At 53.4% G+C, this 23,717-nt stretch carries 24 protein-coding genes; 10 read left to right on the top strand and 14 right to left on the bottom strand.

The window, feature by feature from the left end; all coding sequences use genetic code 11:
• Nucleotides 1-2: 2 nt before the first annotated feature.
• Nucleotides 3-1,943 carry a MacB family efflux pump subunit gene (locus ACJY2G_RS17285; protein WP_430319400.1) on the bottom strand — a complete coding sequence of 647 codons (1,941 nt, stop codon included), beginning with the start codon at nt 1,941-1,943 and terminating at the stop codon, nt 3-5.
• Entirely contained in the window at nt 1,940-3,127 is a 1,188-nt protein-coding gene (locus tag ACJY2G_RS17280; RefSeq protein WP_120163343.1) for an efflux RND transporter periplasmic adaptor subunit, read from the bottom strand. Before ACJY2G_RS17280 ends, ACJY2G_RS17285 begins: the two co-directional genes overlap by 4 nt.
• A 629-nt stretch (nt 3,128-3,756) precedes the next feature.
• Here ACJY2G_RS17280 and ACJY2G_RS17275 point away from each other — a divergent pair.
• From ACJY2G_RS17275 to ACJY2G_RS17265, 3 genes are read left to right on the top strand one after another with little or no spacing between them, the layout of a single operon-like run.
• The gene (locus ACJY2G_RS17275; protein ID WP_120163306.1) at nt 3,757-4,482 is read left to right on the top strand and encodes a gluconate 2-dehydrogenase subunit 3 family protein; all 726 of its coding nucleotides are present in this window, start codon (nt 3,757-3,759) and stop codon (nt 4,480-4,482) included.
• A gap of 46 nt (nt 4,483-4,528) precedes the next feature.
• Nucleotides 4,529-6,298, top strand: coding sequence for a GMC family oxidoreductase (locus ACJY2G_RS17270; protein WP_095925350.1), 1,770 nt, complete (start codon nt 4,529-4,531; stop codon nt 6,296-6,298).
• A 15-nt stretch (nt 6,299-6,313) separates the two neighbouring features.
• Nucleotides 6,314-7,585: a c-type cytochrome gene (locus ACJY2G_RS17265; protein WP_430319402.1), complete on the top strand. Its 1,272-nt coding sequence runs from the start codon at nt 6,314-6,316 to the stop codon at nt 7,583-7,585.
• Nucleotides 7,586-7,641: 56 nt separating this feature from the next.
• Here the strand turns inward: ACJY2G_RS17265 and ACJY2G_RS17260 are convergent, their stop codons facing one another.
• Both ACJY2G_RS17260 and ACJY2G_RS17255 read right to left on the bottom strand, forming a co-directional pair.
• A complete protein-coding gene (locus ACJY2G_RS17260; protein ID WP_120163308.1) occupies nt 7,642-8,031 on the bottom strand; it encodes a DUF4440 domain-containing protein in 390 nt (129 codons plus the stop codon).
• Nucleotides 8,028-9,416: an MFS transporter gene (locus ACJY2G_RS17255; RefSeq protein WP_430319403.1), complete on the bottom strand. Its 1,389-nt coding sequence runs from the start codon at nt 9,414-9,416 to the stop codon at nt 8,028-8,030. The genes ACJY2G_RS17260 and ACJY2G_RS17255 overlap by 4 nt, the downstream gene beginning before the upstream one ends.
• A gap of 114 nt (nt 9,417-9,530) precedes the next feature.
• Between ACJY2G_RS17255 and ACJY2G_RS17250 the strand changes: the two genes are divergently transcribed.
• Nucleotides 9,531-10,454: a LysR family transcriptional regulator gene (locus ACJY2G_RS17250; RefSeq protein WP_430319404.1), complete on the top strand. Its 924-nt coding sequence runs from the start codon at nt 9,531-9,533 to the stop codon at nt 10,452-10,454.
• A 19-nt stretch (nt 10,455-10,473) separates the two neighbouring features.
• On the top strand, nt 10,474-11,001 hold the full coding sequence (locus ACJY2G_RS17245) for a GNAT family N-acetyltransferase (protein ID WP_113876530.1): 528 nt from the start codon (nt 10,474-10,476) through the stop codon (nt 10,999-11,001).
• 9 nt (nt 11,002-11,010) lie between these two features.
• Here ACJY2G_RS17245 and ACJY2G_RS17240 read toward each other — a convergent pair whose 3' ends face one another.
• A complete protein-coding gene (locus ACJY2G_RS17240) occupies nt 11,011-11,640 on the bottom strand; it encodes a Vat family streptogramin A O-acetyltransferase (protein ID WP_120163311.1) in 630 nt (209 codons plus the stop codon).
• A gap of 123 nt (nt 11,641-11,763) precedes the next feature.
• Between ACJY2G_RS17240 and tehB the strand changes: the two genes are divergently transcribed.
• Nucleotides 11,764-12,363 carry a tellurite resistance methyltransferase TehB gene (gene tehB / locus ACJY2G_RS17235; RefSeq protein ID WP_430319405.1) on the top strand — a complete coding sequence of 200 codons (600 nt, stop codon included), beginning with the start codon at nt 11,764-11,766 and terminating at the stop codon, nt 12,361-12,363.
• Between the two features lie 56 nt (nt 12,364-12,419).
• Here tehB and ACJY2G_RS17230 read toward each other — a convergent pair whose 3' ends face one another.
• The 7 genes from ACJY2G_RS17230 to ACJY2G_RS17200 form a co-directional block, all read right to left on the bottom strand.
• Nucleotides 12,420-13,838 carry a gamma-aminobutyraldehyde dehydrogenase gene (locus ACJY2G_RS17230; RefSeq protein ID WP_430319406.1) on the bottom strand — a complete coding sequence of 473 codons (1,419 nt, stop codon included), beginning with the start codon at nt 13,836-13,838 and terminating at the stop codon, nt 12,420-12,422.
• A 13-nt stretch (nt 13,839-13,851) separates the two neighbouring features.
• Complete coding sequence (locus ACJY2G_RS17225) at nt 13,852-14,658, bottom strand: ABC transporter permease (protein WP_112289587.1); 807 nt, start codon at nt 14,656-14,658, stop codon at nt 13,852-13,854.
• Nucleotides 14,648-15,580 (bottom strand): ABC transporter permease, encoded by a 933-nt coding sequence (locus ACJY2G_RS17220; protein WP_430319647.1) that lies wholly within the window; start codon nt 15,578-15,580, stop codon nt 14,648-14,650. The genes ACJY2G_RS17225 and ACJY2G_RS17220 overlap by 11 nt, the downstream gene beginning before the upstream one ends.
• 15 nt (nt 15,581-15,595) lie before the next feature.
• On the bottom strand, nt 15,596-16,618 hold the full coding sequence (locus ACJY2G_RS17215) for an ABC transporter ATP-binding protein (protein ID WP_430319408.1): 1,023 nt from the start codon (nt 16,616-16,618) through the stop codon (nt 15,596-15,598).
• Between the two features lie 156 nt (nt 16,619-16,774).
• Complete coding sequence (ydcS, locus tag ACJY2G_RS17210) at nt 16,775-17,932, bottom strand: putative ABC transporter substrate-binding protein YdcS (RefSeq protein ID WP_113876534.1); 1,158 nt, start codon at nt 17,930-17,932, stop codon at nt 16,775-16,777.
• A gap of 35 nt (nt 17,933-17,967) precedes the next feature.
• On the bottom strand, nt 17,968-19,431 hold the full coding sequence (locus ACJY2G_RS17205; RefSeq protein ID WP_430319409.1) for a gamma-aminobutyraldehyde dehydrogenase: 1,464 nt from the start codon (nt 19,429-19,431) through the stop codon (nt 17,968-17,970).
• Between the two features lie 149 nt (nt 19,432-19,580).
• The gene (locus ACJY2G_RS17200; RefSeq protein ID WP_439291959.1) at nt 19,581-20,489 is read right to left on the bottom strand and encodes a LysR substrate-binding domain-containing protein; all 909 of its coding nucleotides are present in this window, start codon (nt 20,487-20,489) and stop codon (nt 19,581-19,583) included.
• A 205-nt stretch (nt 20,490-20,694) separates the two neighbouring features.
• On the opposite strand from ACJY2G_RS17200, the gene ACJY2G_RS17195 reads away from it, so the two are divergent.
• Nucleotides 20,695-20,928 carry a type II toxin-antitoxin system Phd/YefM family antitoxin gene (locus ACJY2G_RS17195; protein ID WP_112289578.1) on the top strand — a complete coding sequence of 78 codons (234 nt, stop codon included), beginning with the start codon at nt 20,695-20,697 and terminating at the stop codon, nt 20,926-20,928.
• A 37-nt stretch (nt 20,929-20,965) separates the two neighbouring features.
• Nucleotides 20,966-21,313 (top strand): type II toxin-antitoxin system RelE/ParE family toxin, encoded by a 348-nt coding sequence (locus tag ACJY2G_RS17190; protein ID WP_120163317.1) that lies wholly within the window; start codon nt 20,966-20,968, stop codon nt 21,311-21,313.
• Nucleotides 21,314-21,371: 58 nt separating this feature from the next.
• Here ACJY2G_RS17190 and ACJY2G_RS17185 read toward each other — a convergent pair whose 3' ends face one another.
• Complete coding sequence (locus tag ACJY2G_RS17185; protein ID WP_439291958.1) at nt 21,372-21,803, bottom strand: OsmC family protein; 432 nt, start codon at nt 21,801-21,803, stop codon at nt 21,372-21,374.
• 133 nt (nt 21,804-21,936) lie between these two features.
• Here ACJY2G_RS17185 and ACJY2G_RS17180 point away from each other — a divergent pair, with 133 nt between their 5' ends.
• Both ACJY2G_RS17180 and ACJY2G_RS17175 read left to right on the top strand, forming a co-directional pair.
• Entirely contained in the window at nt 21,937-22,116 is a 180-nt protein-coding gene (locus tag ACJY2G_RS17180) for a DUF2158 domain-containing protein (protein WP_113876646.1), read from the top strand.
• A 215-nt stretch (nt 22,117-22,331) separates the two neighbouring features.
• A complete protein-coding gene (locus ACJY2G_RS17175; protein WP_120163318.1) occupies nt 22,332-22,691 on the top strand; it encodes a hypothetical protein in 360 nt (119 codons plus the stop codon).
• A 71-nt stretch (nt 22,692-22,762) separates the two neighbouring features.
• Here ACJY2G_RS17175 and metQ read toward each other — a convergent pair whose 3' ends face one another.
• Complete coding sequence (metQ, locus tag ACJY2G_RS17170) at nt 22,763-23,575, bottom strand: methionine ABC transporter substrate-binding lipoprotein MetQ (protein ID WP_430319412.1); 813 nt, start codon at nt 23,573-23,575, stop codon at nt 22,763-22,765.
• Nucleotides 23,576-23,717 lie beyond the last annotated feature (142 nt).

Below are 23,717 nucleotides of genomic sequence, written 5' to 3'. Positions count from 1 at the left end.
GGTTACTCGCTGGCCAGTGAAGCGACCGGATCCATCCTTGCCGCCTTGCGGGCGGGGAGATAACCGAAGATCATGCCAATGATTGTTGAACAGACAAATGCGGCGGCGGCAGCCTGCCAGGAATAGATGGCGGTAAACATTCCGCCTGCCAGTGCGGTGAAAAGAGCGCCTGCGGCATACGACAGCGCGATGCCTAATGCCCCCCCTATCAGGCACACCAGGACGGCCTCAATCATAAATTGCTGCATGATATCGCTTCGACGCGCTCCCACCGCCATCCGCACGCCAATTTCATGGGTACGTTCGGTAACGGACACCAGCATGATGTTCATCACCCCAATACTGCCGATCATCAGTGAGATGCAGGCAACCATAAGAATCAAAATGCTGAAAGTCATCGAAGTACTTTCGATGGATTTTCTTATCTGTTCAAAATTATAAAGCTGGAAGTCTTTTACGCGGTGACGCTGTGTCAACAGCTGAGATATAGCACTGACAGCGGCCTCGTTAGCCACATTGTCCTTCAGCCGGACGCTGATGCTGGTCAGTACCGGTTTACCTGCCATTCGGTACATTACCGTACTGTAGGGCATCCACACGGTAATACGGTTAGGTGCATAGCTACGGTTATTGCTCTTAGCGATGCCCACAACGCGTGCAGGAACGGAACCGAGGAATACAATTTGCCCCAGCGCCTTTAACCCCGCCTCATCAAATAACGCTATGCGGGCATTTTCATCGATGATCACTTCCTGCAGGGCGTTACGATCGTCCCTGAACGTTGCCCCCTGCAAAATCTCGATGCCATTAACGCGGAAGTGATCTCGCCCAACGCCATTGATTGAGGCGGTTGCGGATTTTCCGCGAAAACGAATGGTGTCTGAGGCACTGACTTCCGGGCTTACGCTGTCAATAAACCCCTGCTTCGCCAGTGCTGCAGCATCTGCAGGCACCAGCGTACGAATGCTTTCGGCGCTGTCGTCGAAGAAATCGCTCCCGGGATAAATGCTCACTACGTTGGTGCCCAGATCTTTAATATTCTCCAGCGTCCGCTGCTTCGCCCCTTCACCGAGCGCCACCACTGTGACCACGGCAGCGATGCCGAAAATAATTCCGGTCATGGTTAAGGTTGTGCGTAAACGGTGTGCGTTCATCGCTTTCAGCGCCATTCCCAGCGATTCACGTGTACGATCGAGAAAACTTTGCCAACGACTTTGCCGGGTCCTGTTGGCGGGCGGCAGTTTTTCCGTCGCGGTCAGGCGGCTGCCGCTGTCTGAGATAATTTCGCCGTCGCGCAGTTCGATAATCCGCTGAGCATGTTGCGCCACCTTCATGTCGTGGGTCACTATCACCACGGTATGACCCCGCTGGTGAAGTTCGCTGAGGATGGCCAGCACTTCCTGCCCTGACTGTGAATCCAGCGCACCGGTCGGTTCGTCCGCCAGAATTATCTCCCCGCCATTAATCAGCGAGCGGGCAATACTGACGCGCTGTTGCTGACCGCCGGAAAGTTCACCGGGTTTATGATGCTCCCGCCCTTCCAGCCCGAGCCTGCCCAGCAGTGCTGCGGCTCGCAGCCGACGCTGGTCACGCCCGCTGTTGGCGTAAATCGCAGGGATCTCAACATTGCCCAGTGCGCTGAGGTCTGGCATCAAATGATAGCGCTGGAAGATAAAGCCGATATGTTCCCGGCGTATTCTTGCAAGCTCATCCGGTGAAAGCTGGGCAGCATTTTGCCCGCCGATGTAATAATTCCCGCTGTCGGGGACATCAAGGCAACCCATGATGTTCATCAGGGTCGATTTACCCGACCCTGAGGCGCCGATAATCGCCACCAGTTCACCTGCCGCGATCGTCAGACTCACCTCTTTGAGGACGGTAAGCGTCTGGCCACCATTACGGTAGGTACGGCTAATGCAGTTAAGCTCAATAATATTGCTCACAGCACGAACCCTTCCCCAGGTGCTTTTTCACCCGGCTGCGACAGCACCACCTTTTCCCCGACTTTCACGCCATCAAGGATCTCAATATCCACGCTGTTGGTTATTCCGGTTTTTACCTGTCGGGTTTCAAGCTTGCCGTTACTTGTCAAAACCTGCACCTGCTGCTTATTGCCATCTGCTTTATGCACCGCCTGAATGGGCACCAGAAGCGTATTTTTACCTTCACCGGCAAGCAGCGTGACCTGAGCAGTCATGGCAATTCGCAGCCGGTTTTCCGGATTGGGCACGTCCAGCAGCGCGTTGTAGTAGACGGACGCATTCGAGGTACCTGAGCCTGATGCCGAACTGCTGCTGGCAAGCGTGTCGTCTTTCATTACCGATTCCGGCGCCAGTTCAACGGTGCGCAGTATCGCGTCATACTCTTTGTCAGGTTCCGAGAAAATGGTGAAGCGCGCTTTTTGGCCGATGAAAATACGGGTGATATCGGCCTCAGAGATCTGCGCCTTAATGGTCATCACATCCAGTCGTGCAAGCTTGATAATTGTCGGTGCACTTTGGCTGGAGTTAACCGTCTGCCCTTGCTGGGTCACTACTGCGATAACGATGCCGTCCATCGGCGCGACGACACGTGTATAGCTCAGGTCGACCTTTTTCTTATCCACCTCGATCTGCGCCTGCACCAGACGCGCGTTAAGCGACAGTAGCTCCGCACGCGTGGTCGCCAGCGTGGCTTCTGCGGACTCAAAATCTTCACGTGAGCTGGCTTCTTGGTTAAGCATCTGCCGCTGCCGTTTGTAACGGAGTTCAGCCTGTTTTAAGAGCGCCTGCTTGGCTTGCAGATCGGCTTTGACCACGTTAAGTGCGGCTTCTGCGGTGCGCAAATCATTACGCTGCGGCACATCGTCAATGTCAGCTATCGGTTGCCCTTTAATGACCTGATCGCCAGGCTTAACTTTCAGAGATTTTACCTGGCCTGAGACCTGAGCACCGACGTTAACGCGCTCAATCGCATCGATTCGGCCGGTAGCCAGTACGGTATTTTCAATATCCCCTTTACGCACCGGAGCCGTGACATACTCCGGGACCGGCGCGCTGCGCAGGAAGAACAAGGAGACGGTGATAAGAACAGTAAGCATCACCGCAGCAAAAATGGCGACGCGACGTGAAGGGAGTTTCATTAACATTGTGCGGGTTTTCCATAACATTAAAACGCAGCGATATAAGATATCATTTTGCCCCCCTGAGTCTCTACGGGAGTTAAACACGGGGTTAGCGGCTATCCCCTTGCACAAAGTCGGAGATAGCACATTCCCGGATCCCTTTTGGGATTAAAGTGAACGGGTAGCCTCATTGGAGATTGTCGTTAATCATCTTCACCCTCTCTTTGCCGGGGAAGGGTTAACTTGTAGCTTATTTCAACTTCACTTTTGTCCCACAAATAGATATCACCCTAATTGAAACCCATTCCTATTTGTTAAAAATGTTAGCTAACATTCACAACAACAAATAACAGAAACTTTCCGTGCGAAATTAGATTGAACTAAATCCAGCCAATGGAATTATAAAGAAGACTTTGATAAACAATGCTATTCCTCTTCTCATCCGCAATAATCAGATAACAGCATATGATCTTGATTAGTATGACTTTTAATTCAAATTAATCCTGTGAAAATCATTAAGATATTTTCCACCTCATAGTTCATGTGGAATTTATTCATTTATTTTAAATGTAGCGGTGATATTATCGGCTTGTACCCAAAAATAATAATAATTAACCCAAACTTAACATCAGGCATGTGAGAGTCGTAATTCTATGCTCCTTCAAAAAAAAACAACCCGTCGCAAGTTTTTACTTGGGTCGCTGATGGCTTTGCCTGTCGGGACCATCATGATGAAAGGGCTGTCAGCGGCACAAGCTGCGGAAATGGCTGCCCCGGATTTGCTCGATTATAAACCGATATTTTTCAGCGCCGATGAGTGGCAATTTATTATGGCTGCCGCTGACCGTCTGATCCCTGCTGGCGGCAAAGGTAAAGCGCCGGGCGCACTCGAAACCAACGTGCCGATTTTTATCGATCAGCAAATGCACGGTGATTTCGGTGAAGAAATTTACATGCAGGGCCCGTTCAACGTGCATGCACCGGCGACAATGGGATATCAGATCCCGTTCCGTCCGCAGCAAATCTACAAAACCGGCATTCGTATCGCGAACAGCTGGTGTCAGCAAAATCATCAGAAAGCCTTCCATGAGCTTAACGATCAGGACAAAGACAACGTACTGACGCAGCTTCAGAAAAACGGCATTAAGTTTGCGGACGCAGGCGAAGAGAATCTCGTCGCTTCGCAATTCTTCAGCGAACTGCTTTCAGACACCAAACACGGTTATCTGGCAGATCCGATCTACGGCGGAAACAAAGGGATGAAGGCGTGGATCGCCATCGGATTCCCCGGCGCTCGCGCCAGTTTCACCGAGTGGGTTAAGCAGCACAACGTCCCGTATCCGCTGGGGCCAGTGAGCCTGCAAGGCGCGCGTGCCTGATTGCCGCGCCCTAATTCCCCTTTTCTGATGACTGACAGGATTTAAGATGGCAAAAGTAACTAAACCAGAAGTCGACGTCGTTGTTGTCGGCCTCGGCTGGGCTGGCTCGCTGATGAGTATCGAGCTGGCGATGGCAGGCCTGACCGTTCGCGCCCTCGAACGCGGCGGCGATCGCGGCTACGAAGAATTTGCATACCCGAAACCGGCAGACGAGTACGCCTATGCGGTGCGTAACAAAGTCATGGCGACACCGGCTGAAGCCGCGGTCACCGTGCGTTACAACATGAGTGAAACCGCCCTGCCGACCCGTAAATGGGGCGCGTTTGCGCCGGGTACCGGCGTCGGTGGTTCTGGTCTGCACTGGACGGCGGTACTGATCCGCCCGACGCCGACCGATTTAAAACTCAAAACGTATGCAGACGAAGCGTATAAGCCGGGCATCTTGCAGGAAGATATGCGGATCATGGACTTCCCGTTCACGTGGGACGAAATCGAGCCGTATTACACCAAGTTTGAGCACATCTGCGGTCAGTCCGGTAAAACCGGTAACCTGCGCGGTCAGATTATGGAAGGCGGCGACCCGTTCGAAGGGCCACGTTCCGAGCCGTATCCGCTGCCAGCGCTGGAAGATACGCTCAACAGCAGCATGTTTGCTGAAGTCACCAAAAAGATGGGCTATCACCCGTTCCCGAACCCGTCTGCCTGCGTGTCCCGCGCGTGGACCAACCCTTACGGCAACCAGATTGCGCCGTGTAACTACTGCGGTTATTGCAGTAAATATCCGTGTCTGAACTACTCAAAAGCCTCGCCGCAAACCGCCGTGATGGACGCACTGAAACGCATGGATAACTTCTCTTATGAAGTCCACGCTAACGTACTGAAAGTCGAGTTGCACGATGATAAGAAAACCGCCAAAGGCGTGATCTACATGGATGCAGACGGCAACGAATGCTTCCAGCCGGCAAAAATCGTGGTACTGAGCAGCTTCCAGTTCTGTAACGTGCGCCTGATGCTGCTGTCCGGGATCGGCAAACCGTACAACCCGATCACTGAAGAAGGCGTGATTGGCCGTAACTATGCGTTCCTGAGTAACGGCGGCTCGACGCTGTTCTTCAAAGACAAAAACTTCAACCCGTTCGCCACCGCAGGCGCTACCGGCCAGATGTTCAACGACATCTCTCCGGGCAACTTCGACGGCCCATCTTTAGGCTTTATCGGCGGCGCGAAAATCCACAGTTCTCAGGCCACCGGCACACCGATCAGCACCTCGCTGCCAAAAGGCACGCCTGCGTGGGGCACCGGCTGGAAAGAAGGGATGGAAGAATGGTACGGCCATTCGATGAAAATCAGCATCACGACGACCTGCCAGTCATATCGCGATATTTATCTGGATCTCGATCCGAACTACAAAGACGAATACGGCTATCCGTTGCTGCGCATGACCTTCGACTGGAAACAGAACGAGCTGAAGTTGCAGCAATACCTGAAAGGCATCGTCGGCAATATCACCAAAGAGCTGAACCCGGACAGCTACAGCGAAAGTTTCCTGCCGATGGACGCGCATTTTGACCTGACCAAATACGTTTCCACGCATAACGTGGGCGGCGCAGTGATGGGCGATAACCCGAAAACCTCGGCACTGAACAAGTTCCTGCAAAGCTGGGATGTACATAACGTGTTTGTGCCGGGCGGTAATGCGTTCCCGCAAAACTTCCAGGCCAACCCGACGGACACCATCGGCGCGATCACCCTGATGGCGGCGCAGGCGATTAAAGATCAGTACCTGAAAAACCCTGGTCCACTGGTTCAGGCATAAGCGGAGATGAACAGGATGAAACTTAAAAGTTTATTTATCGCTAATGCTCTGCTGCTGGGAGCAGGTTTTATGGCGAACGCGCAGGCGGATACCAATACACAATCCGGTAACGCAGCGCTGATCAAACAGGGCGAATATGTGGCGCGTCTGGGCGACTGCGGCGCGTGTCATACAGTCGCGGGCAAACCGGCGTTTTCCGGCGGACTGGCGATCAACTCTAATCTGGGCACCATTTATTCCACCAACATTACGCCAGATAAAGACCACGGCATTGGCGGTTATACCGAAGCACAGTTCTCCGATGCCGTGCGTAAAGGCGTTCTGCCTGACGGCACCCGTTTGTATCCGGCGATGCCTTATCCGGATTACGCCAAAATTAATGATGAAGATATGCACGCGCTCTATGTTTACTTTATGCAGGGCGTAAAACCGAGCGCGGAACAACCGCCGGAAACGGATTTGAGCTTCCCGTTCAGCCAGCGCTGGGGGATGCGTTTCTGGAACTGGGCGTTTGCCTCGGATAAGCCTTTCAAGCCAATCGGGGGGGCTTCTGAGCAGGTAAACCGCGGCGCGTATCTGGTGGAAAGTCTGGGTCACTGCGGCAGTTGCCATACTCCGCGCGGTTTCGGTATGAACGAGAAAGCGCTGGACAGCAGCGACTCTGATTTCCTGGCGGGCGGCAGCCTGAATAACTGGGACGTCCCTTCCCTGCGCGGCGTCGCGCACTGGAATGAACAGGAGATCGTCGATTATCTGGGCAAAGGGCGTAATGACAAAGCAGCAGTTGGCGGCGAAATGACGTCTGTGGTGGAAAACAGTACTGCCCACATGACCGATGACGACCTGAAAGCCATCGCGGCCTACATCAAATTCCTGGGCGGCAATCCGCCGGTTCCGGCAGAGGACACGCAGAAAGCCAGCGCGACCGAAGCCAAACTGACAGCGGCGAAAAACCTCAGCGAAGGCGAGCGTTTGTATCTTGATAACTGCGGTGCATGTCACTTCGTGACAGGTAAAGGCGCACCGGGCGTATTCCCGCAGCTGGATCAGGCAACGATTGTGAACGCCAAAGACCCGACCGGATTGATTCACACCATTTTGGCGGGCGCACAGCAACCGTCCACCGCGCGCGCACCGTCCACGCTGGTGATGCCGGGCTTTGCAAACCGTCTGACGGACGAAGAAGCGGCGCAACTGTCGACCTTTATCCGTCAGGGCTGGAGCAACAATGCTCCGGCAGTGACCGCAAAAGACGTCAGCGAAGTCAGAAAAACCCTGACGAAGTAATCACTTTTGCAGACTCAAACGGCTTTCCTCGCGGAAGGCCGTTTTTTTATACGCGATCAGGCGGCTGGTGTTTCATGCAAATGACGCCACAGAATTTTCCCTTCTGCATCAGTCACAAACAACACCGTCGAATAACGCAGCGTTTCCGGCTGGCCGGGCAACTGCTGGCGTTCCTGATACGCAACGACCGCGCCTTTTTCACTTTCAGCAATCAGCACCGGCTTTTCGACCTCAATCTTCAGCCCGCTTTTCGCGCCCCGCTGCGCCCTGAAAAAAGCACATAACGCCGGATGATCCAGCCGGTGGCCGGTGATGGTTACCATCGAATAGGCCGGACTAAACCGCGCCAGCAGTTCATCACAAACCTGCTCAGGTGCAGCGGAGTCTGTAAACCAGCGCTGAATTAATACATGCGCATCAAACACTTCTTTCACATAACGATTCATCTTCTTTCCTTTTGAGCTTCCTGCTGATGCAGTTCCTGCACAATTTCACGGCCCGGCAACCGCAGACACAATATAACCGGAACAATAACGCTGGCGGCGGCAAAAATGAACGCCAGCCTGAACGCAGATGGCGGGAGGTAAATCTGCAAAATATTGAGCATAACGCTGACCAGCGTCACGCCCAGGCAAAAACTTAGCTGGCGGTTGATGTTCCACAAGGCGCTGGCATCGGCCAGTTTCTCCGTCTGAATATGTAAAAACGCGCCACTTTGCGCCGTGCTGCTGCACAGACTGCTGCCCGCACCCATCAGCGTAAACGCGGCGATCGCCAGCCAAGGCTGTGCGGGAAACCCGCTGAGCAGCGCCAGCAAGCCAATACCTGCGCCATGTATCAGACACCCGGGAATAAACAGCGACCGCGGCCCGATCCGGTTAAACATTTTGCCGGTAAAACTGATGGCAGCAAACGACGCCAGCGACCAGGGCAGCATCAGCCCCCCCGACTGCGTTGCCGAGAAATGATGTTCATTTTGCAGATACAGCATCGCGATCAGGCTGACGCCGGTAAACACGCCGGGAACCCACTGATAAACCAGCATGCCGGTGCGCAGCAGCGGATCTTTCATCAACGTCAGATCCAGCAAAGGCTCAGGCTGTTTTCGGGATACGCCAACAAACATCGCCATCAGCCCTGCGCCCGCCAGCAAGAATGCGCTGCCGCTCAGCCATTCACTATTTTCACCCAGCGATGTCAGCCCCCATAGCACCAGCGTCAGCCCGCCGTTAAGCAGCGCGAATCCCTTCACATCAAACCGCTCCGCCGGTTCCCGCGGCGTTTGTGGCAGCCAGCACAGTGCCAGCACCCAGGCCAGCAGCGCCAGAGGCAGACTGGCAATAAACACCCAGCGCCAGCTGAAACTGTCCACGATAATGCCGCCGATGGCCGGAGAAAGCGCCGGTGCCAGCAGCCCGACCAGCATGATCACTGCCGACAGTCTGGCGCGTTCAGGACTGCGGTAAAGCGCGTACGTCAGCGTCTGCCCGAGCGGGATCAATAATCCTCCGCCCAGCCCCTGCAAAACCCGCCAGCCAATCAGCGTGGTCAGATTTCCGGCGCTTGATGCACCAACAGAGGCGAGCATAAAAATCGTCAGCGAAAGGATAAATACCCGCCGCGACCCGAAACGTGCGGCCAGCCAGCGGCTGAGCGGGATAACCAGCGTCAGCCCGAGAATATATCCGGTGCTGACCCACGCCAGCGCGCTGACCGGTGCATCAAACTGCCGTGCGATGCCGGGATACGCCACGTTAGCGATAAACATGTTGATCAGATCAACGAAAAAACCGAGCAAATACACCGCGGCAACCCGCGCTCTGTGACTCATCTGCACTCATCCATAATCAGTTAAGACGTGCAATCTAACGGAGATATTATCCGGGATAAACGGGCGCGGCGCAGTTACACTGTCAAAAATATTTTGACAATCAGGAAGTATGAAATGCTGAATTTGCAGCGGCTGGAGATTTTCGTCGCGGTGGTTAACGCAGGCAGTTTTACTGGCGCGGCGGCTTCGCTCGGGCTGACCAAGGCAGTCGTCAGTTTCAACGTCAAACAACTGGAAAGCGAAACCGGCGTCGCGTTGCTGACCCGCAGCACGCGGCGGCTGGCGCTAACTGAATCCGGCGAACGCTTTTATCAGCGCTGTCAGGATTTATTGCAGGAAGCCGAATCGGTACTGGATGACGTACGCCGGGAACACGGCGGTCTGAGCGGACAGCTGCGCATCACCAGCACGCCTGAATACGGCGCGCGGGTGGTGGTTCCGGCGCTGGCCGCGTTTTCTGCGCTGCATCCGCAACTGCGCATTCAACACGTTGCGTCTTCGAATCACGATGACCTGATTTCCGGACGCTTCGATCTGGCGATCCGCCTCGGTCAGTTAGCCGATTCCAGTCACCACGCCGCCACGCTGGGGAGTTTTGAAATCCTGCCGGTCGCTTCTGTGGCATATTTGCAGCAAAGGGGAAGTATTCAAACGCCGGAAGAGCTGGCTCAGGCCTCGTGGATTGCGCACAGCCGGTTGCCGCTGCCGATGAGCTGGCCGGTAACCCATACCCGGGGGGAGCAAATTCCGTTTCGTGTTTCTTCGCCTCCGGCCGTGACCGCCGACAGCGCATCGGCGTTATTATCTTTTGCGCTCGCAGGAGCAGGCGTTGCATTGCTGCCCGACTGGCTGGTGCAACCGGAAATCGACGCACAGCGTTTATGCCATTTGCTGCCCGATCACCGGTTCCCGACACAGGGCATTTTCGCGTTGTATCCCAACACCCGCCATGTTCCTGAGAAGGTGCGGCGGTTTATTGATTTTTTGCAAAAACAGATGGCGGAGTTTCCTGCTCAGTCTAAGATTTACTTCAGCTAACAGAAGGAAAACGCTGACTATGATCCTCGAAACATCGCGGTTGTTGCTCCGGCCTGTCGAGGCTGATGACATCGGTTCATTTTTTGCTATTTACGGCGATCCCCAAACTAATCTGTTTAATCCGCGCGGTCCGCTCAAAGACATGGCGGCAGCGAAGGAAAAACTTAGCGGCTGGTTACAGGAATGGCCGGAACACGGTTTCGGCCATTGGGCGATAACGTTGAGTCATAAGCCGGATGAGATTATCGGCTTCGGTGGGCTGGGAGTTCGCGAAGGCTACGAAAATCACCGGGTATTTCTGGGCTATCGCTTTGCGACCATCGCGTGGGGAAAAGGGCTGGCAACGGAGTTTGCCAGCGCATCGCTGAACGCAGGTTTCGAGAAACTGCATCTTGAGCGGATCTCCGCCACCGTGCGCGAAAATCATCTGGCTTCGCAGCGTGTGCTGGAGAAAATCGGCATGCAAAAAGTCGGTTTTGAAGGTGATCCGGTACATGGCACCGGTAGTTATCTTTACCGGCAGACGGATCACCGCACAATCCGCTGATCGCTAAAATCAGCAGGCGGCCAGCGCGTCAACGTCACCTGCGGTGATCAACGCCAGATTTGTGGAAATTTTATCTGCTGGCCAGTTCCACCAGGCGATCTGCTCCAGGCGGGCGATCGTCTCATTGTCGAAACGGTATCTGATGACCTTAGCCGGATTACCTCCCACGATGGCGTAAGCAGGGACATCACCGGTGACCACCGATTTCGATGAAACAATGGCTCCGTTCCCGACCTTAACGCCGGGCATAAACAGCGCTTCATAGCCAATCCACACATCATTCCCGATCACCGTATCGCCTTTATAAGGCAGGTCTTCTGCCGCAGGCATCACCTTTTCCCATCCGTTGCCAAATATCTGAAACGGATAGGTCGAAATGCCAGAGAGCTTGTGATTCGCCCCGTTCATGATGAATTTCACCCCGCGGGCCAGCGCGCAGAACTTTCCAATCACCAGCTTATCGCCAATAAAAGGAAAGTGATAAAGGACGTTGCGCTCGAAATCTTCTGAATCAACAGGATCGTCATAGTAGGTGTAGTCGCCAATAATAATATTGGGGTTGCTGACGGTGTTTTTGATGAAGCAGACCTGAGGAAATCCCTCCATCGGATGCTTGTTATCGGGGGACGGACCAGACATGTTATCTCCTTATAAAAATGACCCGGCGGGATATGATGCAGACCCCATTAAGAGTCATGGTGCCAGCACTCTATTTTAGAGGATAATCGCGGGTATACGATTCACTATTCAGGAAATCCGCGAATGACACAACACCTCGCACCAGAAGACTATTACAGCGAAAAATACGGTCTGACCCGTACCCATTCCGAAATTCTCAACGCGGTAAATTATGTTCAGCCGGGTAAAGCGCTGGATTTGGGGTGTGGCAGCGGACGTAACTCGCTGTATCTCAACCTGAAAGGCTTTGATGTCACCGGCTGGGACAACAATGCGATGAGCGTCGCAAAAGTGCATGACATTATTGCCGCAGAATCCCTGCAACACATCAATATCAGCGAACAGGATCTGAACAAGCACCGTTTTACCGGCGAATACGATTTTATCTTTTCAACGGTGGTGATGATGTTCCTGCAACGCGACAGCATCCCGCATATTATTCAGGATATGCACGCTGCGACGAAAACCGGAGGCTACAACCTGATTGTCGCCGCGATGGACAGCCCGGATTTCCCGTGCCCGTTGCCCTTCCCGTTCACCTTCCAGCCTGAAGAACTGCGCGAGTATTACCGTGGCTGGGAAATCGTGAAGTACAACGAAGACGTCGGCGAGCTGCATAAACGCGACGAAAACGGTAACCGCTATAAACTGCGGTTTGCGACGATGCTGGCGAAAAAGATTTGATGTGAAATAAGCTGGCGGGAACGCCGCCAGCCCTGTAAATCTGCTGAACCCGGATGCTAGTGTTTAATCATGACATGCCGGATTGCCGTGTAATCTTCCAGTCCGTACATCGACATATCTTTGCCGTAACCGGATTGCTTTTGTCCGCCGTGCGGCATTTCGCTGACCAGCATGAAGTGCGTATTCACCCAGGTACAACCGTATTGCAGACGGGCGCTGAGGCGATGGGCACGACCGATGTTTTGCGTCCAGACCGACGAAGCCAGCCCGTAATTCGATTCATTTGCCCAGTCGAGAACCTGCTCTTCGGTATCGAATTCGGTGATGCTGACCACCGGCCCGAACACTTCGCGCTGCACAATTTCATCTTCCTGACGCGCTCCCGCCAGCACGGTAGGCTGGAAATAATAGCCTTCACCGCGCACGCGTTCGCCGCCGGTGACAACCTGAATATGCGCCTGCTGTTTTGCGCGTTGCACGAAACCTTCCACCCGTTCTAAATGCGCAGCCGATACCAGCGGCCCCATTTCGGCGATTTCATCCGTCCCGAGTTTGATCGTAGAAACGGCTGCGCCGAGCGCGTTGACCAGCCGCGAATAAACCCCTTTTTGCACATAGAGTCGACAGGCCGCGGTGCAGTCTTGTCCGGCGTTGTAGAAACCGAACGTGCGCACGCCTTCCACCACCTGATCGATATCCGCGTCATCAAACACGATCACCGGCGCTTTGCCACCGAGTTCCATATGCGTGCGTTTGATACCACTGGTGGCCTGCGCAACAATTTTCTCGCCGGTTGCGACCGAGCCGGTCAGAGAAATCATCCGCACTTTATCGTGATGCGTCAGCGCGTTACCCACCGTCTGACCGTCGCCAAACAACACATTCAGCACACCCGCCGGGAACAAATCCTGCGCCAGTTCGCCCAGCTTCAGCGCCGTAAGCGGCGTGATTTCAGAAGGTTTGATCACCACACAGTTGCCCGCCGCCAGCGCCGGAGCAATTTTCCAGGCAGCCATCATCAGCGGATAATTCCACGGCGCGATGGAAGCAATAACTCCCAGCGGATCACGGCGGATCATGGAAGTATGACCGGTCAGATACTCGCCGCTGGCCAGTCCGTTCAGGCAACGGCTGGCACCGGCAAAGTAACGAAACACATCGGCCACCGCCGGAATTTCATCGCCCAGCGCCAGATGAAAAGGTTTGCCGCAGTTCAGCGATTCGAGTTTCGCGAGCACTTCGGCGTTAGCTTCGATGCGGTCAGCCAGCGCCAGCAAAAGTTCAGAACGGGTTTTCGGCGTGGTTTGCCCCCATTCGGTAAAAGCTTTGTGCGCCAGATCGACAGCCTGTTTGGTCTGCTGCTCGCTGGCCTGCGCCAGTCGCACTATTTCCTGCCCGTTATGCGGGTTGTAAACCGGCAACGATGTCCCTTCTCCGGCAACCAGCTCACCATTAATCAGCATGTTTGTTTGCATTATTTTTTCCTTATTATTTGCCGTCACCGGCCACATCAGACCCGTTTCTTGTCAGATACCATGCGCCCAAAATCGGGATCATGGTCAGTACCATCAGGCACAGCGCCACCACATTGGTGACCGGCACTTCGCGCGGACGTCCCAGCTGATTGAGCAGCCAGATAGGCAGCGTGCGCTCGTGTCCGGCGGTGAAGGTAGTGACGATGATTTCATCGAAAGACAGCGCAAACGCCAGCATTCCGCCCGCCAGCAGCGCGGTGCTCAGGTTGGGTAAAATGATGTAGCGGAAGGTCTGCCAGCCGTCGGCGCCTAAATCCATCGATGCCTCGATCAGGCTGTGGGTGATGCGACGGAAACGGGCGATGACGTTGTTATAAACAATCACCATGCAGAACGTGGCATGACCGATAACGATGGTGAGCATGCCCGGTTCGATTTGTGCGGCGTGAAACGCGTTGAGCAGCGCCAGCCCGGTGATGATCCCCGGTAAGGCAATCGGCAGCATGAACAGCAAGGTGATACTGTTTTTGCCGTAGAAATTGCGCCGGTACAGCGCCGCTGCTGCCAGCGTGCCCAGCACCATCGCAATCACCGTGGCGTAACAGGCAATTTGCACCGAGAGCCAGACGGCGTCGAGAATGTCATGTCTCCCCGCCGCCACCGCGAACCAGTGCAGCGTGAAGCCTTTTGGCGGAAAACTGAACGCCGCGTCTTCAGTGTTAAAGGCGTAGACCGCGATGATCAGCAGCGGGAAATGCAGGAAAACCAGCCCGCCCCATGCGGACAGTTTGAGTAACCAGGGTGCGCGTTTAGAGTGCATCGAAAGCTCCCAGTCGTTTAACCACCGACAGATAAACAGCAATCAGCACAATCGGCACCAGCGTGAACGCCGCCGCCATCGGCATATTGCCAATCGACCCCTGCTGGGAATACACCATATTGCCGATGTAATACCCCGGCGGCCCCACCAGCTGCGGGATGATGTAATCGCCCAGCGTCAGGGAGAAGGTGAAAATCGAACCCGCGGCAATACCCGGCACCGCCAGCGGGAAGATGACATAGCGCAACGTCTGCCAGGGTTTTGCGCCCAGATCTTCGGATGCCTGGATCAGGGACGGCGGGAGACGTTCAAGCGCTGCCTGGATCGGCAAAATCATAAACGGCAGCCAGATGTACACGAACACCCAGAAGCGCCCGATCCCCGACGTTGACAGCGTATTGCCGCCGATACCCGGCAGACTCAGCATCGCAGTCAGCAGCGGTTCCAGCCCGAGATGTTCAAGGAACCATTGCAGCACACCGCCTTTGGAAAGCAGCAGCGTCCACGCATAGGCTTTGACGATGTAACTCGCCCACATCGGCAACATGATCGCGACATAGAAGAAGGCTTTTTTCTTGCCCGTAATGTAGCGCGCCATGTAATAAGCAATCGGAAACGCCAGAACCGCGCTGAAAAACGACACCAGCAGCGCCATGCTCACCGTGCGGATAATGATGTCGGCGTTCACCGGATCAAACAGCGCGCGCAGGTTCGCGGTGGTCAGCGTCGAAGACACCGTCATGGTGAAATCGTCGAAGGTATACAAACCCTGCCACAGCAGCGCAAACAACGAACCTAAATAGATGGCACCGAACCACAACAGCGGCGGAACCAGCAGCAGCGCCAGATAAAATCCGGGGCGATGATGCAGGAAAGTGATCAGCGCCCGGCCACGCCGCGCCCGCTTCTCGTAAGGAGTCATACTGATATCCATCGTTTAACCCTCAAGCAGCGCCACCATGGCGTCCCGGTTCCAGCACGCCACCACCGGTTGCCCGGTCTGGAAGTGGGTTTGCAGGCTGGCCGCAAGATTATTCGGTTCACTGGCAAACAACCGCTCACCGCCATCCAGCGCCAGTTCGTAGCGCGTCGCCGCCCCCTGAAAATGGATATCTTTCAGGATGGCGCTGACCTGCACGATACTGCTGTCAGCTTGCGGTTGCGGCGTCAGGCGGATATGTTCCGGACGAATCGAACGGCTGCCGGCAAGGCCGGTGAGCCTGAGGGAGAGATCAGAATTAAGCACATTGGCGGTACCGACAAACTGCGCGACAAACGCCGTGCGCGGATTGAGATACAGCTCGCGCGGTGAATCCACCTGCTCGATGCGCCCGTTGTTAAACACCGCCACGCGGTCCGACATCGACAGCGCTTCACTCTGATCATGCGTGACGAAAATGAAGGTAATGCCCAGTTCGCGTTGCAGTTTTTTCAGCTCGCCCTGCATCTGCTCTCGCAGTTTGAGATCGAGCGCGCCGAGCGGTTCATCGAGCAGCAGAACGCTGGGCTGATTGACCAGCGCACGTGCCAGAGCCACGCGCTGACGCTGACCGCCGGACAAAAATGCTGGTTTGCGCGCCGCTGTAAAGCCGAGCGCCACCCGTTCCAGCGCTTCCATCGCGCGAATATTGCGTTCTTTTTTGCCCACGCCTTTCACCATCAGGCCATACGCGACGTTCTCCAGCACGGTCATGTGCGGAAACAGCGCGTAATCCTGAAAGACGGTATTCACATCCCGCTCATACGGCGCGAGTTTTGTGGCCTCTTTGCCATGAATGCGGATGGAACCGGATGACAGCGTTTCAAACCCGGCAATCAGGCGCAGACAGGTGGTTTTACCCGAGCCAGATGGCCCGAGCATGGAAAAGAATTCGCCGTCCTGAATATCGATCGACACATTATCGACGGCTTTGGTTTCCCCGAATATTCGGGAAACATTGATAAATTGTACGGCGGGCATAGTCAGCTCCCGGTTTCAAAGTTTTCACTGGAATACGCAACATCATTTGAGTCGCAGGAAGGCGGCAAACTCACGAATCCCGATGAGCTGACACAGGTCAGTGATTCGGGTGAGAGAGTGCAGCCAACGCATCTGCGGCGCAAAGGATGCCGCGTATTAACGGCCGCCCATGATGGCGATATAGTCTTGTGTCCATTTACTGTATGGAACGAACTTACCGCCTTCGGACTGTGGCGTTTTCCAGAATGAAATCGACGCGAATTTATCGAAGCCGTTGGTCTGACAGCCTTCTGCGCCTAACAACGGGCTGGCTTTACAACCCGCCGGAACCGCAGGCACGGAACCAAACCAGGCGGCGACGTCGCCCTGCACTTTCGGTTCAAGCGACCAGTTCATCCACTGATAAGCGCAGTTCGGATGTTCGGAATCTGCCGCGAGCATGGTGGTATCCGCCCAGCCGGTAACGCCTTCTTTCGGAAACACGGTGGCAATCGGCTGCTTCTCGCCTTTCAGTGAGTTGGCCTGATACGGCCATGAGGAACTGGCGACCACACCTTCGTTTTTGAAATCGCTCATCTGCACGGAGGCGTCGTGCCAGTAACGGTGGATCAGCGGATGCTGGGCACGCAGCAGTTTCAGCACGGCCTGATACTGGGTTTCATTGAGCTGATACGGATCTTCAATTTTGAGATCTGGCTGGGTACTTTTCAGGTACAGCGCGGCATCGGCAATGGCGATCGGACCGTCATAGGCCTGAACGCGCCCCTGATTCGGTTTGCCATCTGGCAGGTTTTGCGGGACAAAAATCACCGCCCAGCTGTCCGGCGGTGTCGGGAATGTTTTGGTGTTGTACATCAGCAGGTTCGGCCCCCACTGGTACGGCGTGCCGTAAACTTTGCCGCCAACGTTAAACCATGCGCCCTTGGTCAGGCGCGGATCGACGTTTTTCCAGTTAGGGATCAGCGCAGGATTGATCGGCTGCACGCGTTTACCGTAAATCAGACGCAGCGATGCGTCGCCGGACGCCGTCACCAGGTCATAGCCGCCCTTCGCCATCAGGCTGACCATTTCATCGGACGTCGCCGCGGTTTTCACATTCACTTTGCAGCTGGTTTGTTTTTCGAACTGCGTCACCCAGTCATAATTTTTGTCACTTTCGCCGCGCTCAATATATCCCGGCCACGCAACAATATTTAACTGGCCTTCGCCTTTGCCAATACTGGTGGGTGCGTCGGCGGCCAGCGCGCTATTTAAGAAACTCAGCAGGCCCAAACAAATAGCAGATAAAGCGTAAACACCTTTGTTCTTATTCATCGCTTACTCCTGTCCTGTCGTCGTAAATGTTGTTTTTAGAATTGAGGTTTGAACTTCGCCATGATGTGTCTGACTACGCTGTAGTCCTGTAAGGAATAACTGGAAAGATCGTTGCCGTAGCCGGAGCGTTTCAGTCCGCCGTGCGGCATTTCACTGACCAGGGAAAAGTGGGTGTTAATCCACGTGGTGCCATATTGCAGATGCGAGGAAATCTGCATGGCGAGGTCGATATTTTGTGTCCAGACTGAGGAAGCCAGTCCGTATTCAGATTCGTTGGCCCAGCTGACGACCTGCTCAAGCGAGTCAAAACGCGTCACGCTGACCACCGGCCCGAACACTTCGCGCTGGACGATTTCATCACTTTGCAGACAACCCGCCAGCAGCGTTGGCTGGTAATAAAAACCGGAACCGGAATGGGATGCCGCGCCGGTAATCCGCTCGATATGCGGCTGACTCAGCGCCCGCTCGACAAAGCTGGATACGCGGTCACGCTGTCTGGCACTGATCAGCGGTCCCATAAAGTTTTCGCTGTCGTTCTTTTTGGCGAACGGCAACTGAGCAATGGCGTCGCCCAGTTTTTCCACCAGACGTTCGTAGATCCCGGCCTGCGCATAAACGCGGCAGGCGGAGGTGCAATCCTGTCCCGCGTTGTAGTAGCCCCAGGTGCTGACGGCGTGGACCACATCGTCAATATCCGCGTCATTACACACAATTACCGGCGCTTTACCGCCCAGCTCAAGATGAGTGCGTTTTACGGTTTTAACTGCGGCCTGCAAAATCCGTTGTCCGGTGACGATATCGCCGGTCAGGGAAATCAAACGAACGTGAGAATGGCTGACCAGTGCGTTGCCGACGCTTTCTCCGCTGCCGGTGATCACGTTGAGCACGCCCGGCGGCAGGATGTCCTGCAAGGCAGGCAGTAAGGCAAGAATGGTCAGGGGAGTATGTTCAGAAGGCTTGAAAACGACGGTGTTTCCGGCGGCCAGCGCTGGTGCGATTTTCCAGGCCGACATCATCAGCGGATAATTCCACGGGGCGATAGAAGCGACAACGCCAAGCGGGTCACGGCGTACCATCGAGGTATGTCCGGGCAGATATTCACCGGATAATTGCCCCTGCTGACACCGGACAGCACCGGCGAAAAAACGGAAGACATCCACGGCGGCAGGCAGATCGTCATTCAGCGCCTGATGCAGCGGTTTGCCGCAGTTTAAGGCTTCAAGACGCGCCAGCTGCGACGCCTGCTTTTCGATAGCATCGGCAATGCGCAAAAGGAGAGTGGCGCGTTCGGCGGGTGTGGTGCGTGACCAGCGGGTAAATGCCTGACTGGCGGCATTAACGGCCATATCGACCTGCGCCAGAGACGTTTCCGCCACTTCTGCAATGATGTCGCCGGTGGCGGGATTAAAAATACTCTGCGTTGCGCCCTCGCCATGCAGAAGGTCGCCGTTGATCGCGTGTTTATCAGAGAAACTGGCAACAAATTCTGCATCCGACATCGTACTGCCCCTCAGAGAAGTCAGTCATAGGGAATTAACAAAAATGTTATTAGCTAGTAACAAAACTGCTAATTCACATTAGGTAATTTCTCTGAGGGCAACAAATAGCAATTACTGAAGGCTGCGTTCGGAAAAAACGAATGCTCCGGTTAAGACGGTTTTCTCTTGGCGCTGTTTTCACGAGCGATCGTCAGAAACGGCGTCACCAGTTCAGGCCGCGCACTGCCGCGACGCCATGCCAGTCCGATGTCCAGCGGTTCGATGGAATCCTCAAGCTTGCTGGCTTCGATCATATTCCCTTCCAGTGACCAGGCGCGGTAAGCCATGTCCGGCTGTACTGATACGCCCAACCCGGCAGCCACCAGACTGCGCACCGCCTCGGTTGACGCGGTTTTCATCGCAATATTGGGCTTGAGTCCGACCCGCGCCCACAGCCGCTGCGCGTGTTTTTCCATCTCATCCACGTTGAGCTGGATCAGCGGTTCATTGGCAATATCCGCCAGAGAAATACTTTCCCGCTCCAGAAGCGGATGCAACGGCGGCAGCCACAGACGGTACGAAGAATGGGTCAGAACCTCGGTTTGCAGCGCGTCACGATCTTCCAGATTTGAGAGGATCAGCACACCGATGTCGATCTCGCCGCTGACCAGCAGATGCTCGATATACTGGCGTTCATCCTCGACCACTTTGACATCGACATTCGGGTAATAGGCGTTGAATTGTTTGAGTAAATCCACCAGAAAGTATCCGGCCACCAGACTGGTCACGCCCAGCGTCAGCTGACCGGTGACATTTTCGGTCCCCATTTGCAGGCTGCGTTTGGCGTTATCGACGGTGGCCAGAATAAGATATGACTGGCGTAAAAACTGATGCCCCTGATGGGTTAGCGTCATCCCTTTGGCATGGCGGTCAAACAGCCGCGCCTCGGTTTCCGTCTCAAGTTGCTGAATCGCCTGTGTCAGCGAGGACTGTGAAACAAAAGAGGCCTGTGCGGCAGCGGATATCGATCCGGTTTCAGCAACGGCAATAAAATGGCGGATCTGGCGCAGTGTCAGCATAACGGCTCTCTCATCGCATTAAAAAACCGAATCCTGTGCGGCAGCATTCGGTTTTTGGGAATGATCAAGTAATGGCAGAGAGGGGATTTTTGTCAAACCGGGTACAGGCGTTTTGCGAGGCGTACCGGAGAATGGGAAACTTACTTTGCAAGCAGTCTTTAAAAGAACTATATTTAGACCGTAAAACTTGGCGGAGAAATTAAATATGCAAATACAGACTATCAGCTTCGTAAAGAAGCATGCTGCTGTACTTGATTTATCACAACCGATACTGGTCACTCAGAATGGTGAACCGGCTTACGTGATTGAATCCTTTGAAGACAGACAAAAAAGGGATGAAACCATTGCTTTACTCAAGCTGCTTACACTGGCAGAAAATGATAAAGCAGAAAGCCGGACATTCACGAGAGAACAGTTGTTAGCAGATCTTGCCAGATGAATCTCTCATCTGATCTGCTGATTATTGGGATCAATTTATGTCTGCGACGAAAAGTAAAATCACTATTGAGTACCTGCAAACTGTAAAGTTGTCTATTGATGAAATTGCGTCGTTCCAGACCTCACAGGGAAACGATGCGCTAAAAATCATCAACGAAGTGTTGGATGAGTTTGAAGCAAAAGTGAAAGTTTTTCCTTTATCCTGCCCGGTTGCACCCGATCTCGCCGCGCTGGGTATCATCAAATTTCGCGAATGTAATACATTGAATGGTTACCGCATCATTTATACCTATGATGAATCGGCAAACCTTATCTACGTGTACGTGCTTCTTTCGCAGCGGCAAAATGTTCAGGAACTGTTGTTTAAAAAGTTGATCATGGGCTAACAACAGAAAAGCCACGCAAACTTCGCGTGGCTTTCAGATTCAAAACTTCATTCTTTCATCAATTTTCAAGCTGATACGTCAACGTGATTTCCGCGTTCAGTACCTTAGAAACCGGGCAACCGGCTTTGGCTTTTTTGATGATTTCGTCAAATTTGTCTTTATCGATACCCGGCAATTTCACTTTGCTGTCGAGCGCGATTTTAGTGATCGCAAAGCCGCCATCCACTTTATCCAGTGAAACATCTGCGACAGTATCAATGCTTTCTGGCTTGTGCCCTGCTTCGCCGAGCATGAGCGAAAGTGCCATTGAGAAGCAGGCAGAATGCGCTGCTGCTATTAATTCTTCCGGGTTGGTGCCGGGTTTTCCTTCAAATCGGGTGTTGAAACCATAAGGCTGATCCTTCAGCGCGCCGCTCTCAGAAGAGATGTGACCTTTACCGTATTTAATGTCACCTTCCCAATGCGCTTGCCCTTTCTTATGAATGGTCATGTTTTCCTCCTGTTTGTATTACATTCACTTTAAGTATAGCTTCAGATCCGTGTTTCGCGAGGATGGCGCGGCTATGCGGCCTGCGGGCACGTTTTTCCATCATTACAACGTCATTGAAAACAGAGGAAAAAATATGTTTAACCCCCAAGATATCGTTCAGTCCAAAACCGGCGGCCCGAAACTGGTCGTACAGCGTGTTGAAGGCGACACCCTATGGTGTACGCGTCAGGACGACTTCGGCGCAACGGAAATTGAAGTGAAAGCGGATACCGTGAGCCTGTACCACGAAGAAGGCGATTTCGGCGTTTGCTGATCCCGTTTTGCTTCCTGCCTTTGGCTGCCACTGGCGGCCTTTTTGACTGCCTGTGAATGGCTGAAACTCAGACTGGAATAGTCCTTCCTCGGGGATGGCCGGAATCATGCGTATGAATGTATTGATTAGCCATAATCATAATTTCCAATTATGTAAGATTCTGAATATAGTAGTCGGAAATTACTGAGAATTATCGGATGAAGGAACCGGCCATAATGAATAAGCATTTTGCGTGGATGTCTGTCGTTGTCGCTGCCGCATTTTTAAGCGGATGTGCGCAACAAACAGTTAAAAACGCCGAGCAGGATCAGTCAGCACTTAACTCCCGTTGCTATACTGAGTTCAAAGCACTTCAGACGCTGGATAAAAACGCTTTCAATGTCTACAAACAGCAATTTAATCAGCTCAATGAGGCGTATGCCGTTTATAAAACCAATGCTTCGCTGATCAACAAAGACTCTAAGGAAATGTTTGCTCTTGAATTAAAAGACAAGCAAACCCTTATCTGTGCCCGTGTTAAAAGCGCCGTGTTCAATAACATGAATCAGCGTTCTCAGATGCTCAACGATATCTAAAAGATTTCAGTATTGAATCCTGAGATTCCACAATCTCAGGATTCAATGATTCCCGCCTTACCAGATATCCATTACCAGCCTTTCACCGCATCGCCGTGATAAATAGCATCTGCCGCTTTGATAGTGGCGTCAGTCTGATAGGCTTCCACCAGTTCCTTCACTGCCTGACTGTCTTTATTATCTTCACGCGCCACAATGATATTCACGTAAGGTGAATCTTTATCTTCCACAAAGAGCCCGTTTTTACCCGGCGTCAGTCCGACCTGGCCTGAATAGGTGGTATTGATGATCGCCAGCTCGATTTTGTCATCATCAATAGCGCGGGTCAGCTGAGGCGCTTCGATCTCAACAATCTTCAGATGTTTTGGATTTTCGGTAATATCCAGCGACGTCGGCAGCAAACCTGTGCCCTCTTTCAGTTTGATCAACCCGACTTTTTGCAGCAGTAACAATGAGCGGCCAAGGTTAGTCGGATCGTTAGGTACAGCCACCTGTGCGTTATCACTCAACTGGTCGATGGATTTAATTTTGCGCGAGTAACCGGCGATCGGATAAACGAATGTTTTACCCACTTCCACCAGCTTATAGCCACGCTCTTTGATTTGTTTATCCAGATAAGGGCGATGCTGGAAGGAGTTAACGTCGATATCGCCGCTGCTCAGCGCGGAATTAGGCAATACGAAATCGTTGAATGTCACCACTTCGACATCCAGATTGTATTTGTCTTTGGCTGTTTGTTTGATGGTTTCCCACATCTGCTGATCGATACCGGCACTGATCCCGACCTTGATGTGATTCTCATTAGATTTTTGATCACAGGCAGTCAGCGCCAGAACGCCCGCCAGAGATAAGGCCAGAACAGATAATTTTAATATTGTGCGCATAAGGTTTACTCTTTCCGTGAATAAATTTTCAAGTTGAAACAGACTGTTAAGCCGACAGTGTTTCAAATCACTTCCCGCGCGGCAAATACGAAAAAGAAATAACCTAATGCAAACCCGCCAGAAATAAACAAAGCCCGCAATA

The organism is Rahnella sp. ATs2, from assembly GCF_051851855.1.
Taxonomy (GTDB): domain Bacteria; phylum Pseudomonadota; class Gammaproteobacteria; order Enterobacterales; family Enterobacteriaceae; genus Rahnella; species Rahnella variigena.
This window is presented reverse-complemented; position numbering and strand designations above follow the sequence as displayed.